10 protein-coding genes are annotated in these 15,028 nt (G+C 73.2%); 5 read left to right on the plus strand and 5 right to left on the minus strand.

The genetic code is table 11. From position 1 onward, the window contains the following. Positions 1-103 precede the first annotated feature (103 nt). Positions 104-1,429 (plus strand): FAD-dependent oxidoreductase, encoded by a 1,326-nt coding sequence (locus ACQP00_RS11800; protein ID WP_433218195.1) that lies wholly within the window; start codon positions 104-106, stop codon positions 1,427-1,429. 191 nt (positions 1,430-1,620) lie between these two features. On the opposite strand, the gene ACQP00_RS11805 is transcribed toward ACQP00_RS11800, so the two are convergent. The 3 genes from ACQP00_RS11805 to ACQP00_RS11815 all read right to left on the minus strand — a co-directional run bounded on the left by ACQP00_RS11805 (position 1,621) and on the right by ACQP00_RS11815 (position 3,785). Next, positions 1,621-2,178: a hypothetical protein gene (locus tag ACQP00_RS11805; protein WP_433218197.1), complete on the minus strand. Its 558-nt coding sequence runs from the start codon at positions 2,176-2,178 to the stop codon at positions 1,621-1,623. 120 nt (positions 2,179-2,298) lie between these two features. After that, entirely contained in the window at positions 2,299-3,264 is a 966-nt protein-coding gene (locus ACQP00_RS11810; protein ID WP_433218199.1) for a hypothetical protein, read from the minus strand. Next, positions 3,261-3,785 (minus strand): RNA polymerase sigma factor, encoded by a 525-nt coding sequence (locus ACQP00_RS11815; protein ID WP_433218201.1) that lies wholly within the window; start codon positions 3,783-3,785, stop codon positions 3,261-3,263. Before ACQP00_RS11815 ends, ACQP00_RS11810 begins: the two co-directional genes overlap by 4 nt. Before the next feature lie 96 nt (positions 3,786-3,881). Between ACQP00_RS11815 and ACQP00_RS11820 the strand changes: the two genes are divergently transcribed. After that, a complete protein-coding gene (locus tag ACQP00_RS11820) occupies positions 3,882-5,288 on the plus strand; it encodes an alkaline phosphatase PhoX (RefSeq protein WP_433223821.1) in 1,407 nt (468 codons plus the stop codon). Between the two features lie 2,251 nt (positions 5,289-7,539). On the opposite strand, the gene ACQP00_RS11825 is transcribed toward ACQP00_RS11820, so the two are convergent. Then, on the minus strand, positions 7,540-8,433 hold the full coding sequence (locus ACQP00_RS11825; RefSeq protein ID WP_433218203.1) for a LysR family transcriptional regulator: 894 nt from the start codon (positions 8,431-8,433) through the stop codon (positions 7,540-7,542). A gap of 112 nt (positions 8,434-8,545) precedes the next feature. Here ACQP00_RS11825 and ACQP00_RS11830 point away from each other — a divergent pair, with 112 nt between their 5' ends. From ACQP00_RS11830 to ACQP00_RS11840, 3 genes are all read left to right on the plus strand, one after another. After that, positions 8,546-9,493, plus strand: a complete 948-nt coding sequence (locus ACQP00_RS11830; RefSeq protein ID WP_433218205.1) for a C4-dicarboxylate ABC transporter — start codon at positions 8,546-8,548, stop codon at positions 9,491-9,493. Between the two features lie 84 nt (positions 9,494-9,577). After that, positions 9,578-12,439 carry a BTAD domain-containing putative transcriptional regulator gene (locus ACQP00_RS11835; protein ID WP_433218206.1) on the plus strand — a complete coding sequence of 954 codons (2,862 nt, stop codon included), beginning with the start codon at positions 9,578-9,580 and terminating at the stop codon, positions 12,437-12,439. A gap of 14 nt (positions 12,440-12,453) precedes the next feature. After that, entirely contained in the window at positions 12,454-13,614 is a 1,161-nt protein-coding gene (locus ACQP00_RS11840; RefSeq protein ID WP_433218208.1) for an MFS transporter, read from the plus strand. On the opposite strand, the gene ACQP00_RS11845 is transcribed toward ACQP00_RS11840, so the two are convergent. Continuing rightward, on the minus strand, positions 13,568-14,953 hold the full coding sequence (locus ACQP00_RS11845) for an MFS transporter (RefSeq protein WP_433218210.1): 1,386 nt from the start codon (positions 14,951-14,953) through the stop codon (positions 13,568-13,570). The genes ACQP00_RS11840 and ACQP00_RS11845 overlap by 47 nt on opposite strands. Positions 14,954-15,028 lie beyond the last annotated feature (75 nt).

A 15,028-nucleotide genomic window follows, 5' to 3' on the forward strand; every position in this document is an offset into this window, starting at 1 on the left:
GCTAAATATTTGCACTAGTAATATCAACTTCATGGCACCGTCAGCGTCGCAGGTATTCGCGCAGATCAGTACTCCCGAGCCGCCCGGACCGCCCAGGATCGTCATGCGCAAGGCTGTTGTGCTCGGGGGGAGCATGGCCGGGCTGATGGCCGCGCGCGTCCTGAGCGATCACGCCGAGGAAGTTGTCATCATCGAGCGGGACCCCACGCAGGGTGCCGGGCCGCGGCCCGGGGTGCCGCAGGGTACGCAGGTGCACGCGCTGCTCCCGGCCGGGCAGACCCAGCTGGAGCGGTGGTTCCCCGGGTTCACCGACGAGGCGGTCGCGGCCGGGGCACCGGACTTCGGGCGCACCGATGCGGGCGTGTACATCAACAACAAGCGCCGCGAGGTGCAGGACCCGCCCCCGCCGCGGCCGATCCTCATCACCACGCGTCCCTTCCTGGAGTCGCAGGTGCGGCGGCGGGTGCTGGCGCTGCCGAACGTACACATGGAGTTTGGAAGGGTTGAAGGTCTTCGCTTCACCGAGTCATCGGTCAACGGCGCCACCTATGTGCCCGACGGCGGCGGGGAGCCGGTCGAGGTCGAGGCGGACTTCGTCGTCGACGCGATGGGGCGCTCCAGCAAGCTCAACGACTGGCTCGAGGAGCACGGCTGGCCGCGGGCGCCGATGCAGCGGATGCCGATCAAGCTCAACTACGCCTCGGCGCTGTTCGAGCGGGACGAGGCGATCAGCGACGAGTGGTGCGTCATCACCCAGGAGACGCCGGGCGACGGGCGGGTGCCGCGGATCGGCGGCGTGCTGTCGGTCGAGGGCGACCGCTGGCTCATGCTCGTCGCCGGGTACGACGAGGACCGGCCCTCCCGCGACACCGCCGAGTACGCGGAGCGGTGCCGCAAGTACTTCCCGGCGATGTTCGGCGACATCGCCGAGCGGGGGCGGATGATCGGTGGGGTCATCACGTACCACCAGGCGGACAGCCGGCGGCGGGACTTCGACACGCTGGAGCGCCTGCCGGCCGGGCTCGTCGCCGCGGGGGATGCGGTGGCGTCGTTCAATCCGGTGTACGGGCAGGGGATGACCTCGGCCATGCTGCACGCCTCCTGCCTGTCCGCCTGGCTGCAGACCGGGCCCGACGTGACGGCGACGCCCGCGCGGGCCTACTTCGAGAAGGTGCGGGTCGTCGTCGACGCGGCGTGGCAGGTGTCGACCTTCGCCGATCTGGGTCTGCCGCACATCACCGAAGGGCAGCCGCGGGGGTACCGCGTGATCCGCTGGGCCAGCAACCTTTTGCTGCGCGCCTCGATGACGGATCCCGCGACCTGCCGCCGGCTCAACAGCGTGACGGCGATGGAGACCCACCCGGCCGCCCTGGCCAAACCGGGCGTCGTCCTGCGCGCGCTCCGGCTGCGGCTCCTGGGCCGAACCTAGGGGTCTGCAGCGGACGGTCTGTCTGGCACCGTTGGATACCGTTCGATGTCCTGAAAAGCAGTGGGGGAGCTTCGCTCCACCCACACCCCCTCAAGACCGCACCGGGGCCTACGTGGGGCAGCGGTAGTGCGGGGCGCGACCCCGGGTGAGAGGTCGCGCCCCGTTGCAAAACGTGTTACAGGTGCAGCGTGTTACAGGCGCAGCAGGGCCAGGATCTGGTTGAGCAGCTGCGCGATCTGGGCGAGCACGCCGACGCCGTCGAGCAGGCCGGCGATGCCGCAGATCAGGTTGCCGAGCAGGTTGCCGGCGCCCGGGACCGCGGTGATGTTCAGGTGCACGCGGTCCAGGTGCACGACGAGGCCGAGCAGGTCGAGGTCCAGCGGGGCGAGGTTCAGGTCGAGGACCTGGCACCCGATCGCGCTGATGTCCTGGACCGCGAACGTCTGCGGCTGCGAGACGTCCTGCGCCGCCCCGGTGGAGTCGGTCAGCTGCCCGGCGAGCACGCCGGTGGCGTCGACGTGGTCGCCGGCCGCCGTGAACTGCTGCGGGGTGAACGTGCCGCGGAACGTACCCGCGCCACCCTGGGCGTCCGTGAAGGTTCCGGTCACCGTGGAGGTGAGCGTGCCCACGGCGTCCTGGGCCTTGGCCGGTGCCGCGTTGGCGGCCGGCGACCCGACCAGCATGGCGGCGACCACCGCGATGACCAGCGTCAGCGCGCCGAGGGCGGTCCGGAGCCTTGGCTTGTCCATTGATCCTCCTCGTTCGGTTTCGGGGACCCCTTTCGCATTGCCGCGAGGAACCCGGGCAAACCGGAACGATCTGTGTCGAGTCATACCGACAAACCTCGATGGATCATGTTGCGCCGCAGGTCAGCGGTCGACCCGGCCCCGTTCGAGCCACAAGGTGTTCCAGTGGCCCGGGCCGTTGCCGGCGGCGATCACGTCGCCGGTGCGCGGGTCGAGCACGAGGGACTCGCGACCCTGATCGCCCGGGGTCGGGTGCGGGCCCCGGCCGATCGGCGCGCTCACCAGCAGACCCGTCCCGGCGCCCGTCTCCACCGTGCCGTCGCAGGTCACGCCCTCGACGCCGGCCAGGAAACGCAGGACGGCAACCCGGTGCGCGCGGTCGAGAACCCGGTTCTGGTTGAGCTCGGCCACGCTGACGATCGCGGCCGACGGGCCGTTCTCCCGCGGCTGGTACAACTCCGCGGCGATCCCGGCCGGATCGAGCGGCGGCAGCGGGGTCACGCTCCACTGCCCGGCCGCGAAGTCGGCGTCCTGGTCGTCGCCGCCCAGCATGTCGGGGTGCTGGGTGTAGTACTCGCGGGAGGCCGCGTTCGCGTACGACACTTCGCCGCGCTTCGACGTCCGGTGGCCGGAGCCGTCCGCGGCGAGCCAGACCCGCACGTCCTCGGGCCAGGTGGCCTGCGCGAACGACCCGCCGGACAGTTGCGTGGTGTCGCCGCTGAGGGTCGAGAGGTGCAGGAATTCGTACCGGCCCGCCGCCCCGTCGTAGGACGCGGCCTCGGCGCGATCGGCCAGGTCGAGCAGGCAGTCGCCGGTGTCCGCGGAGCGCAGGACCGACACGCCCGGCACCGGCACCGGCTGCTCCCCGGGCCGCGGCCAGGCCACCGCGACCGCGAACACCCCGGCCACGCCGACCGCCGCGGCCACCGCGACGACCGCGCGCCGGCTCGCCCGCCGCGGCGGTGCGTCGTAGTTGGTGATGTCCCGCGCGGCCCGGCGCAGCACCGCCTCGGCGTCCCCGCGGCCCACGGGCACCCCCCGGGCCGGGTCGGCCTCCTCCAGCAGGGCGCGAATGTCGTGCCGGTTCATCGAGTCCCTCCGATCCGAGCGGTTGCTTGGGCCGGCTGCTCACGCAGCTGGTCGGTCAGGCGGCGGCGGGCGCGATGCAGGCGCACTCTGGCTGCGGTGGTACTGCATTCCAGTACCAACGCAGCCTCTTGCACCGAAAGCTGCTCCCAGCCGACGAGTCGCAGAATCTCCTGGTCCTCCTCCGAGAGCCGGCCCAGCGCCGCCCGCACGTCCACGAGACGCGCCACCCCGTCGTGGCGATCGGCCACGGGCGCGTCGGCGAGCTCGAGCGGGGGAGGCGCGGCCCGGGCGGCCCGCCAGTGATTGGCGAGCAGGCGCCGCCCCACCCCGTACAGCCAGGGCAGCGTACGAACCGGCACCTCCCACCGGCGGCGCCAGGCGACCAGGAACACCTCCTGGGCCAGCTCCTCCGCCGCGGCGGTGCCGCCGAGCCTTCGCAGCCCGTACCGAACGACGTCCGGGTAGTGCCGCTCGTACATGCCGCGGAACCACTCGGCGTCGCGTTCGTTGACGACGTCCATGTCCTTCTCTGTGTGCGCGCTCGCGGATTCGTTACCGACAAATGTTCACCTGATCGGAGTCGATCACGTCACGTGCCCGGGAGGACCGTGAGCGCCATGGCATTGAACAGGCGTGACGTGCTGGCCGTGACCGGCCTCGGGCTGGTCGGCGGCGGACTGGGCGGAGCCTTCCTCGGCGCGGGCCCGGCCGCCGCCACGGCCGAACCGCAGCAAGTCCGGGACGGCTACGGACCATTACAGAAAGCCGGCAAGGAGCTGGCCCTGCCCGCCGGCTTCTCCTACCGCACGTTCGGCGCGGCCGGCACCCGCATGCACGACGGCCTGCCCACCCCCGGCTGCCACGACGGCCAGGCCGTCTTCGACGCGGGCCACGGCCGCGTCCGGCTCATCCGCAACCACGAGATCGACCTCGACATCCCCGGCGCCAAGCAGAAGGCGCTGGGCCCCCGCAACGCGTACGACCGGGCGGCGCCGGCTGGGTGCACCTCATCGCTGTACGACATCGGGGCCGGAAAGCTCTTGGAAAGCTTTCTGGTGCTCAACGGCACCTTGTCCAACTGCAGCGGCGCCCCCACCCCGTGGGGCTCCTGGCTGTCGTGCGAGGAAACCACGGACGGCGTGAAGGCCGGCTTCGAAAAACCGCACGGCTACGTCTTCGAGATCCCTGCGAGCGCGCGCGGCCCGGTCGACCCGGTGCCACTCAAGGCAATGGGCCGCTTCGAACACGAGACCGCCCCCATCGACCCCCGCACCGGCATCGTCTACATGACCGAGGACAACGGCGACCCCGGCGACGGCTTCTACCGCTTCCTCCCGCGCAAACCGGGCCAGCTCGCCGCGGGCGGAACACTGCAGATGCTGGCCGTGACCGGCGACCGCACCTACGACACCGCCACCGGCCAGCGCGTGGGCGAGGTCCTGGACACCCACTGGGTCGATATCGCCAACCCCGACCCCTCAGACGCCGAAGACAACCCCGGTTCGGTGTACTCCCAGGGCCGCGCCAAGGGCGGCTGCCGCTTCCTGGGTTTGGAGGGCTCAGCGTGGTCGAACGGCGGCGTAACGTTCGTGGCGAGCGAGGCGGGCGACGGGGAAAATGGGCAGGTCTGGCGGTACGTGCCGACCTCCCACGACGCGGGGACGTTGCAGCTGTTGTTCGAGTCGCCCAACCCGAAGACCTTGAACCAGCCGGACACGGTGGCGGTGTCGCCGAGCGGCTTGCTGCTGCTGGCGGAGGACGGCGACGGGGAGGACGAGGCGGGCGGCGACAATTGGCTGCGGGTGCTGACGCCTTCCGGGTTTGTGGCCAACCTGGCCAGGGTGATTGAGCCGTTGGACTTGCATTATTGGAACCCGGAGGACTTCCCTCAACCTGGCCCGACTGGAGCAAGCGAACTGGCGGGGGCGGCCTTCACCTCGGACGGGCGGTACTTGTTCATCAATGTCCAGTACCCGGGGCTGACTTGCGTCATCACCGGCCCTTGGCGGAGCGGAGGCCACTGATACTCCGGCTCGGCACATCGTGCACCGGTGGCGTATTGCGGGGTTGAGAACGGCCGGCAGCGACTTCCTGCCGGCCGTCCGCACCGACTACGGCGCAACGGCGGCGGCCAGCAAACGTCATACGGCGCACGGCTCGCTCACGGGTCACGGCGGCGGCCTGTACACGGCGCTCGGCCCACAGCGGCATCGGCGGCCATCGCACGGCGCCGGCCAGCACATGGCGGCGGTCAGCACACGGCGGCGGTCAGCACACGGCGGCGCACGACCCACAGCGGCATAGACGGCCACCGCACGGCGCACGGCGGTCAGCACACTGCGCACGGCGGCCGCCAGCACGCGGCGGCGCAGGACCCATAGCGCATCGGCGGCCACCGCACGGCGCACAGCGGCGCCCACCGCACGGCGACGCACGACCCACAGCGGCATCGACGACCACGCACGGCGGCGGCCACGCACGGCGGCGGTCAGCACACAGCGCGCGGCGAGTACACGGCGCACGGCGGCGGGCCAGCACACGGCAGCGCAGGACCCATAGCGGCATCGGCGGCCACCGCACGGCGCACGGCGGCGGCCAGCGCACGGCTGCACGGGCGGCGCATGGCACTCAGCGGCCATCGACGGCTAGCTCTGACACCGAGATGACACCTTGCGGGACCTATTGTGGAGGCAGCGAATCGACGGCTTCACTGCCGGCGCGACATTCGGCCGGGAACGTTCAGCGCGCGGCGGCGGACGTGGATGGCGGCGAGTTGCGTGCCGTGCGCAGTGGCAGGAGGGCTGCGCCGAGTAGCGTGCTCGGGCATGGTGGCGGGCGACTGCGGCCGACCGAGTGTGGTGCGGCTGTGGGCTGTGCGTGGCGTCGGACGGCGGGCCCAGCATGACGGGAGCGGCTAGCGGCTGCGGGCGAGCCAGCATGACGCGAGGGGCTGGTGGCTGCGGGCGGTGCGTGGCGTCGGACGGCGGGCCCGGCATGACGGGAGCCGGCTGGTGGCTGCGGGCGGTGCGTGGCGTCGGACGGCGAGCGCAGCATGACGCGATGGGTTGGCGGCCGCAGGCGGTGGAGTGTGACGCGGCTGCGGGCCGCGCGTGGCGTCGGACGGTGAGCCCAGCACGACCCAAGCAGCTGGCGGCTGCGGGCGAGCCAGCATGACGCGATGGGCTGGCGGCTGCGGGCGGTGCAGTGTGGCGCGGCTGCGGCGGTGTGCGACCTCGGATGGCGATGACCCGCGAGCGGGCGCGACGGCGGGCGACGAGCGGTGAACGGCTGCGCGACTGCGGGCGGCCACAAGCGGTTGCGAGGCGGCGGCCGGCCCGCGCGGGCGTGCGCTGTGGGGACGCCCGCCGCCCACCGCAACTAGCCGCCGCCCGCAGTCGTCCGTCGCGCACCGCTGCTCAGTGCCCGCCGCGACCGGGCGGGCGCCGGCCGCAGTCATCCGCCGCTCGTCGGGGCACACTGCCGATCACGCTTCGCCGCACACTGCCCATCGCACGCCGCTGCCGTCGTTGTCCGAGGCCGCGCGCTGTCGTCGTCGTCCAGCGTCGCGTTGTCGCCGTCGCGCGTCGCCGCCGCCGTTGCCGCCGTCGTCGCCGCCGTTGCCGTTGCCGTCGCCGTTGCCGTTGCCGTTGCCGTTGCCGTTGCCGTTGCCGTTGCCGTTGCCGTCGCCGTCGCCGTCGCCGTCGTCGTCGCCGTCGCCGTCGCCGTCGTCGTTCGGTGCCGGTGCCGGTGCGGGTGCCGCCGCCGTCGCTGTCGTCGTTCGGCGTCGCGTGTTGCCGTCGTCATCCTTCGCCGTCAGCCGCGTGCCATTGCGCGTCGCCGGTAGCTACGGACCGGCTGCCGCGCGGTGCGCGAACTACCGCAGCCGCAAGCATCCCGCCGCCGCGATGTGTGACTTGGCTTCCAGCTGCACAGGGCTTCCCGCGTGCAGTTGGTCCACGCTGGCGTCGCTGAACGTTCCCCGCTGAACGTTGCGTTGCCGGCGGTGAAGCCGTCGATTTCGCTGCCTCCACGATAGGTCCAGCAAGGTGTCATCTCGGTGTCAGAGCCTGCCGTCGATGGGCACTGCAGACCAACGCTGGCCCGGGGGCATGCCGCCGTAGGAGCGTCAGCTGGCGGGGCGTTCCCGTATGCGGAGTGCCGGTCTGAGCGTCGGCCGGCGGGTATTTGCCGTCTGCGGTGGGCGGGCTAAGCGTTGGCTGGCGGGGCATTCCCCATGTGCGGCGGGCGGGGAACCAGGCGCGGGCTGGCGAGTGTTCACCGGCGCCGGGCGATGGACAGCAAGTCGCGCACCGGCCCCGCGAGTTGTGCGCCAGCCGGCCACACCGCGTGCAGCCGGCGTTGCAGCGGCACGTCGGGCGTCGCCACAGCCACGAGTGTGCCAGCGGCCAACTCGGCCACGATGGCCAGCGAGCTCACCACGCCAGGAGCGTTGCCCGCCGCCACCGCGTGCTTGATGGCCGTAGTCGACGACAAGTCCAGCAACGACGCCGGTGTAGAGCCCAAGGCGGCCTCCAAAGCGCCCCGAGTCCCCGACCCCGCCTCGCGGGAGACCAGGGGTGTCGCCGCCAGTTCCGCTGCGGTGACGCCACGGCGGCGGCGGGACCAAGGGTGGCCCGGCGCGACGATCACCGTCAAGCGGTCGGCGCCCACCACCGCCGCATCCAACCCCGGCGGCACGGATGGGCCCTCCACGAAGCCCAGATCCGCCTCGCCGGACAAGACTCGCTCCGCCACGTCCGTCGAGTTCAGGGCGCGCAGCGTCACCGACAGACCCGGGCTGCCCGTGTGCAAGGCGACCAACCAGGCCGGCAGCAGGTACTCCGCCACCGTCTGACTGGCGGCCACCGTCAAGCGACTGTGCCTCGATGCGCGCAACGCCGCTATCCCGGCGTTCAAGGCGTCCGCCGCCTCCACCGCCGCGCGGGCCCAGTCGGCGACCAGAGCTCCGGTTTCGGTCAAGGTTGAACCCCTTGGGCTGCGGTCCAAAAGGGTCAGGGCCAGCCGGCGCTCCAATTGGCGCAGCCTTGCGCTGGCGGCCGGTTGGGAGATGCCGTGCGCCGCCGCCGCTCGGCCTACCGAGCCCAGGCGGGCCACCGACAGCAGCAGGTCGAAGCTGGTCAGGTCGGCGACCGTGGGCGGCAAGGGCATAACCGCAGACTATGGCCTCACAAGATCTACCCCGCTACCGGGCGGCCCTGGGACGAGGCAGATTCGGATCGTGGACAGAGCAGCGTTACGGGCCAGTGACTTCAGTGCCGTCATGGGTACCGGCATCGTGGCCAACGCGGCGGTCGTGTTGCCGGGGCTGCATGCGGTTGCGGCGATCGTCTGGGTGGGCGCGTGCGGGTTGCTGGTCCGGGCCGTTGTCAGCGCGTTCGGGAAGAGGCTGGAAGCCGCGCCGGTGCTCGGGGCGGTGCCGATGGCGTTGATGACGGTCGGGGCCGGGGCGTTGCACTTCACGCCGTTCGTGGCCGGCGCTGTCGTGCTGTGGCTCGTCGGGACGGTCCTCGGGCTGGTGACCGCCGTCGCCGTGCCGGTCCGGCTGAGCTCGAGGAGGGACTCCGTCATCGACGGGAGCTGGCTGATGCCCGTCGTGCCGCCGATGGTGTCCGCCGCCACCGGAGGGCCGCTCATCGCGCATTTTCCTTCCTCAGTACGCCCCGATGCCCTCCTCGCCTGCTACGCCCTTTTCGGGATCAGCCTGTTCGCCGCCGTCGCCATCATCGGACAGCTCTGGGGCCGGCTGCTCCACCACGGCCCGGGGGAGGCGGCAGCCGTGCCCACGCTCTGGATCGTGCTGGGACCGCTCGGGCAATCCGTGACCGCCGCCCATGCCCTCGCGGGGGCCGCCGGGGAGGTGCTGCCCGACCGGTACGCCGCCGGAGCCGAAGTCTTCGCGCTGCTCTACGGCGTGCCCACGCTCGGCTTCGCGATGCTCTGGCTCGCCTTCGCCGCCGCCGTCACCCTGCGCACAGCTCGCGCCGACGGAGGGTTGCCGTTCACGCCAGCCTGGTGGGCGTTCACGTTCCCCGTCGGCACCTGCGTCACCGGCGCCGCCGGGCTCGCCGCGCAGACCGGCTCGGCCATGTTCGAAGGGCTCGCGATCGCGCTCTACCTGCTGCTCGTCGTGGCCTGGGCGACAGTCGCCACCAGAACGGTAGCCGCCCGAGTCCGGGTCGCCGGCGTCCGGCGAGCCACGGTCCGCTGACCGCAGCGCCCATAAGCGCCTGAGCGACGGTCGCCGGGCTCCGGCGGGCCGCGGCCGAGTGAACAGACCGATCACAATGGGGCAATGCGCTTCGGGATTCTCGGTCCGCTGGAGGTCGTCGGCGACGGTGGGGACGTCATCGTCGTCGCCGGGCCCAAGCCCCGAGCGCTGCTCACCCGCCTCCTGCTCGAAGCCGGCCGCCTGATCCCCGCCGACGAGCTCGGCTCCGAGAGCCCCAACGCGCTCCAGGCGCAGGTCTCCCGCCTCCGCAAGGTGCTGCCCGACGGGCTGCTCGAGTTCGGCAGCGGCGGCTACCGGCTGGCCGTCGAGCCCGATGACGTCGACGCCCACCGGTTCGAGCGCCTCGCCCGCGAGGGCCGCCGGCGCCTTGCCGCCGGGGATTTTCAGACCGCCGCCGTGGTACTCCACGATGCTCTCAACCTCTGGCGCGGTCCCGCGCTCGCCGATCTTCCCGACGCCGGCCCGCTCAAGGTACGGCTGGACGAGCAGCGGCTGGGCGCCCTCGAGGACCTCGCCGCCGCCGAGTTGGAGCTGCCCAGCGGCGCGGACGTCGGGCCACTGCAGCGCCTGGTCGCCGAGCACCCGTTCCGCGAGCGGCTCCGCGCGCTGCTCATGCGCGCCCTGCACGCAGCCGGGCGGACCGCCGAGGGCCTCGCGGTGTACGAGGACGGGCGGCGCCTGCTCGCCGACGAGTTGGGCACGGATCCTTCGGCCGAGCTCAGGGCGGTACACCTGCGGCTGTTGCAGTTCGAAACCCCGGCGCCGGCCCGCCGCACTCCGCCCGCGCCGCTCACGCGGCTCATCGGGCGGGAAGTTGAGTCAGCCAGGATCGCATCGGCGCGGGCGGCCGGGCGGCTGGTCACGCTGGTCGGGCCGGGTGGGGCGGGCAAGACGCGGCTGGCGGTGGAGGTGGCGGGGCGGGATGCTTGCTTCGCCGACCTGTCCGCGGTCGAGGACGAGGCGCACGCGGTGGCCGCCGCGCTTGGGCTGCGGGACGGTGGGCTGGCGCCCGCGGCCGGAACCGATCCGGTGCGGCTCATCGCGCACGCGCTCGCGCATCAGGAGCTGCTGCTGGTCCTGGACAACTGCGAACAGGCGCTCGACGCCGTGGCCGGGCTCGCGCGGGAGCTGCTGGCCGCGTGCCCGGGGCTCTCGATCCTGGCCACCAGCCGGGAGCCGCTCGGGCTGACCGGGGAGGTGCTGGTGCCGGTCGGGCCGCTGCCGCCCGATCCGGCCGTCGCGCTGTTCGCCGAGCGCGCCGCGGCGGTGCGGCCCGGGTTCGCCGTCGGGCCGGGCAACGCCGAGGTGGTGGCCGGGATCTGCGCGCTCGTCGACGGGCTGCCGCTCGCGATCGAGCTCGCGGCCGCGCGGCTGCGGCAGCTCGACGTCGGCGAACTGGCGGAGCGGCTGGCGCAGCACGAGCACTTCGCGGTGTTGTCGCGCGGGGACCGCACCGCGGCGGATCGGCACCGGACCCTGCACGCCGTGGTCGACTGGAGCTGGCAGCTGCTCGGGCCGGCCGAACGCGCGGTCGCGGCGCGCCTGTCGGTGTTCGCCGGAGGCGCCACGCGCGACGCCGCGTTCGCGGTCTGCGGGGCCTCCGCCGACGCCCTCGCCGATCTGGCCGATCGCTCGCTGCTGGTGGCGCGCGACGGACGGTACCGGATGCTGGAGACGATTTTGCTCTTCTGCCGCGACCGGCTCGCCTCGAGCGAGCTCGAACGGCTGCGGCGCGCCCACGCGTCGTACTTCCTGGAGCTGGCGCGAACCGCCGACCCGCACCTGCGCCGGGCCGAGCAGCTGGAATGGCTGGCGGTGCTGGCCGCCGACCACGAGAACCTGATGGCCGCGCTGCGCCGCGCGGCCGGGACGGATCGACCGACCGCGATGCGACTGATCGCCGCCCTGGCCGCGTACTGGTGGCTCGCCGGCCGCCGCCGCGAGGTCGCCCCGATCGCCGCCGCGCTGCTGGACGGGCCGATCGACGGGCTCGAGGAGGAGTACGTCAGCTGCGTCGTGCACGCCGAGTCGCACGCCGCGCCGGGGCATCGCGAGCGCGTGGACGCCGTGATGGCCACGCTGGACCGCCCGCTGCGGCACCCGTTCGGCGCCGCCGTCTGGGGCATGGCGCGGGTGCCCGGCGCCGGGCCGGACCCCGATCCGATCATCCTGTCCGGCGACCCGTGGAACCTGGCGCTGCAGGACCTCGGCCTGGCGCTGCTCGACGTGCTGGGCGGTCACCCGGACGAGAAGGATCTGCTCGCGGTGCTGGCCCGGTTCCAGGCCCTGGGCGAGCGCTGGGGGACCGCCCAGGCCCTGGACACGCTGGCCGAACTGTCCTCCTGGCGCGGCGAGCACGCCCTGGCCCACGAGCGCTGGGCCGCCGCGCTGACGGCGCTGGACGAGCTGGGCGCCGCGCAGGAGGCCTCCGACGTCCTGCGCCGGCGCGGCATGGACTACCTGCGCCAGGGCGACCTCGACGCGGCCGAGGCCGACTTCCGCCGCGGCCAGGGGTTCCCGGCGGCGGAGCTCGGCTTGGCCGAGGTGTACCGCCATCGAGGCGACCTGGCCACCGCGTCCGCGCATCTGGCGCGCGCCTGGGACGACCTGCGAGTGGGCGACCCGGGCTCGGTGTACCTGCGGGCGAGCCTCCTGACCGCCCGCGCCCGGTTGGCGGAGGCGGGCGCGGAGCTGGAGGAGGCGGGCCGGCTGCACGCCGAGGCCTGGGCGGCGGCGGAGCAGGTGCCGCTGGCATCGAGCCTGGCCGACGTCCTGGAGGGCCGGGCCGGTTACGCCGCGCTCATGGGCGACCGCGCCGAGGCCGCCGCCCTGTTGCGGCGCGCGACGGACCTGCGCGGCACCGCCGTGGCCGGCGACCCGGACGTGATCCGCACCCGGGCGGCCCTCCGGGAGAGCGCTTTCTGAAGTACCGTGCCGGGGTGTCACTTCGACGAGCCCGGATCGCCGGCTGCCTGCTGTTCCTGCTCTTCGGCGGAACCCTCGGCGCCTGGACCTCGCGCGTCCCCGAGGTCAAGCACGGCCTGGCGCTCGACGACTGGCGGCTGAGCATCGCCCTGCTCGGCCTCGCCGCCGGGGCGATCGTCGGCCAGCTGGGGGCCGGGCGGCTCGTCGACCGGTTCGGCAGCGTCAAGGTGGCGGCCCCGACGGCGCTGCTGGAGGGGCTGCTGCTGCTCCCCACCGCGTACGCCCCGTCCCTCGCCTGGCTCACGATCGCCCTGCTCGTGTTCGGGGTCAACCACGGCATCCTCAACGTCTCGATGAACGCCAACGCGCTCGGCGTCCAGCGCGCCTACGGGCGGCCGATCATCTCGTCGTTCCACGCGGTGTACAGCATCGGCGGCTTCGCCGGGGCCGCGCTCGGCGGCCTCTGCGCGCACCTCGGCTGGTCGCCCCGCGGCACCTTCCTGCTCGTCGCGGTGATCACCATGGTCATGGCGGCGTGGGCGCTGCGGTGGCTGGCCCCCGAACCCGCCCCCGACAAGCCGGCCGAGGCCACGAGGACCCGGCTCAACGGGGTGTACCTGCTCGGCGCGCTCGCCTTCTGCGCCCTGGTCGGGGAGGGCGCCGCGGCCGACTGGAGCGCGGTCTACCTGCGGGACAACCTGGGCGGCACCGCCGGGTTCGCGGCATCCGGGTACGCGGCCTTCGCGATCGCCATGACCGCCGGCCGGCTGGTCGGGGACCGGCTCACGGTGCGGCTCGGCCCGGCCGGCCTGGTCCGCCTCGGCGGGCTCGTGGCGGCGGTCGGGCTGGGCGCGGCGCTGCTCGTCGACAACCGGTACGCGGGTGTCGCCGGCTTCGCCTGCCTCGGCGCCGGGCTGTCCTGCGTCGCGCCCCAGGTGTTCTCGGCCGCCACCGCCCGCAACCCGGCCCAGCCCGCCCGCGCGCTGTCGATCGCGGTCAGCATGGGGTACGCCGGCTTCCTGGCCGGCCCGGTCCTCATCGGCGCCGCCACCCAGGCCGTCCCGCTCCCGGTGGCACTGGCCCTCCCGGCCGTCCTGGCCCTGCTGGTCGCGGCGAGCGCCGCCGCCGTCAGGCCGCGGACCGCCGCTTCCGAAAGTCCGCAACCACGTCCGTGAGCGCCGCGACCAGCGCTATCAGCACGAACCCGATCGTCACCAGCAGCGACCCCTCGAAGGCCAGCGACCAGTTCCCGTCGTGATGGGCCAGCCGGTTGAAGAACACCGACCCCACCGCCGCGATCCCCACCGCCGTCCCGATCCGCTGCCCCGTCTGCAGCACCGCCCCCGCGCTGCCGGCCCGCCGCACCGGCACCTCGGCCAGCGTCAGCGTCTGGTTCGGGCTGATCACCAGCCCGCTGCCGATCCCGGCCACCAGCAGCGGGATCGCCGTCGCGAACCCCGCCCCACGGCCCGGCACGAGGTGCAGCGCCAGCTCCGTCCCGGCCAGGCCCAGCGCGACCAGGACCAGCCCGATCACGACGAGCGGGCGGCCGAAGCGGTTGACGGTACGCCCGCCCAGCGCCGAAGCCGCCGCCGAGCCCAGCGCGAACGGCGTGATGGCCAGCCCCGCCTCCAGCGCCGAATAGTGCAGCCCGCTCTGCAGCAGCAGCGTGAACGTGAAGAAGATGGACGTGAAGCCGCCGAAGTAGAACAGGCCGACCAGCGCGCCGAGGCCATAGGAGCGCACCCGGAAGAGCGAAAGATCGATCACGGAGGTACCGCGCTGCGCGAACCGCCGCTCCCAGGCCCAGAAACCCGCCAGTACCACGGCCGCCGCCACGACCAGGAGCCACTTCGCGGGTCCCGGCCATTCCCGCTCCTGCACCAGCGGCAGCAGGAGCAGCACCACGCCGAGGCCGAGCAGCACGACCCCGAGCGGGTCCAGCGTCTCGCGGGTCCGCTCCTCCTGCGGTTTCCCGGGTATCCAGCGCGCGCCGAGCACGATGGCGACGATCCCGATCGGCAGGTTGATGTAGAAGATCCAGCGCCATCCGTCGGCCGCGCCGAAGGCCTGGATGAGCAGGCCGCCGAGCAGCGGGCCGATCGCGGTGGAGACGCCGATGGTGGCGCCCAGCAGGCCGAACGGGCGGCCGCGCTCGGACGGCTCGAACAGCTGCTGGATGAGGCCGGAGACCTGCGGGTTGACCACGCCGGCGGCCGCGCCCTGGATGAGCCGCGCGGTGACCAGCCAGGCGGCCGAGGTGGCCAGCCCGGCGGCCATGCTGGCCAGGGTGAATACGGTGAGGCCGGCGATGAACGCGGTGCGCCGGCCGCGGGCGTCGCCGAACCGGCCGGCCGGGACCAGGAGCAGGCCGAACGTGAGCGCGTACCCGGAGAGCACCCACTGCAGCTCCCCGGAGCTGAGCCCCAGCGACGTCTTGATCGACGGCAGCGCCACGTTGACGATGCTGACGTCGAGCAACGTCATGAACCCGGCGACGAGCACGACGCTCATTGCCCGCCACCGATTCTCCACTCCACCCACGGCGTACCGCGTGCCCAGCACGGGGGAGCGCAAACCAGCGGCAAG

The organism is Dactylosporangium sp. CS-047395 (assembly GCF_050942185.1).
Lineage (GTDB): Bacteria > Actinomycetota > Actinomycetes > Mycobacteriales > Micromonosporaceae > Dactylosporangium.

Coding starts and splice junctions, on each gene's coding strand:
- ACQP00_RS11800 (WP_433218195.1), top strand. CDS start 104: ATGCGCAAGGCTGTTGTGCTCGGGGGGAGCATGGCCGGGCTGATGGCC.
- ACQP00_RS11805 (WP_433218197.1), bottom strand. CDS start 2,178: ATGGACAAGCCAAGGCTCCGGACCGCCCTCGGCGCGCTGACGCTGGTC.
- ACQP00_RS11810 (WP_433218199.1), bottom strand. CDS start 3,264: ATGAACCGGCACGACATTCGCGCCCTGCTGGAGGAGGCCGACCCGGCC.
- ACQP00_RS11815 (WP_433218201.1), bottom strand. CDS start 3,785: ATGGACGTCGTCAACGAACGCGACGCCGAGTGGTTCCGCGGCATGTAC.
- ACQP00_RS11820 (WP_433223821.1), top strand. CDS start 3,882: ATGGCATTGAACAGGCGTGACGTGCTGGCCGTGACCGGCCTCGGGCTG.
- ACQP00_RS11825 (WP_433218203.1), bottom strand. CDS start 8,433: ATGCCCTTGCCGCCCACGGTCGCCGACCTGACCAGCTTCGACCTGCTG.
- ACQP00_RS11830 (WP_433218205.1), top strand. CDS start 8,546: ATGGGTACCGGCATCGTGGCCAACGCGGCGGTCGTGTTGCCGGGGCTG.
- ACQP00_RS11835 (WP_433218206.1), top strand. CDS start 9,578: ATGCGCTTCGGGATTCTCGGTCCGCTGGAGGTCGTCGGCGACGGTGGG.
- ACQP00_RS11845 (WP_433218210.1), bottom strand. CDS start 14,953: ATGAGCGTCGTGCTCGTCGCCGGGTTCATGACGTTGCTCGACGTCAGC.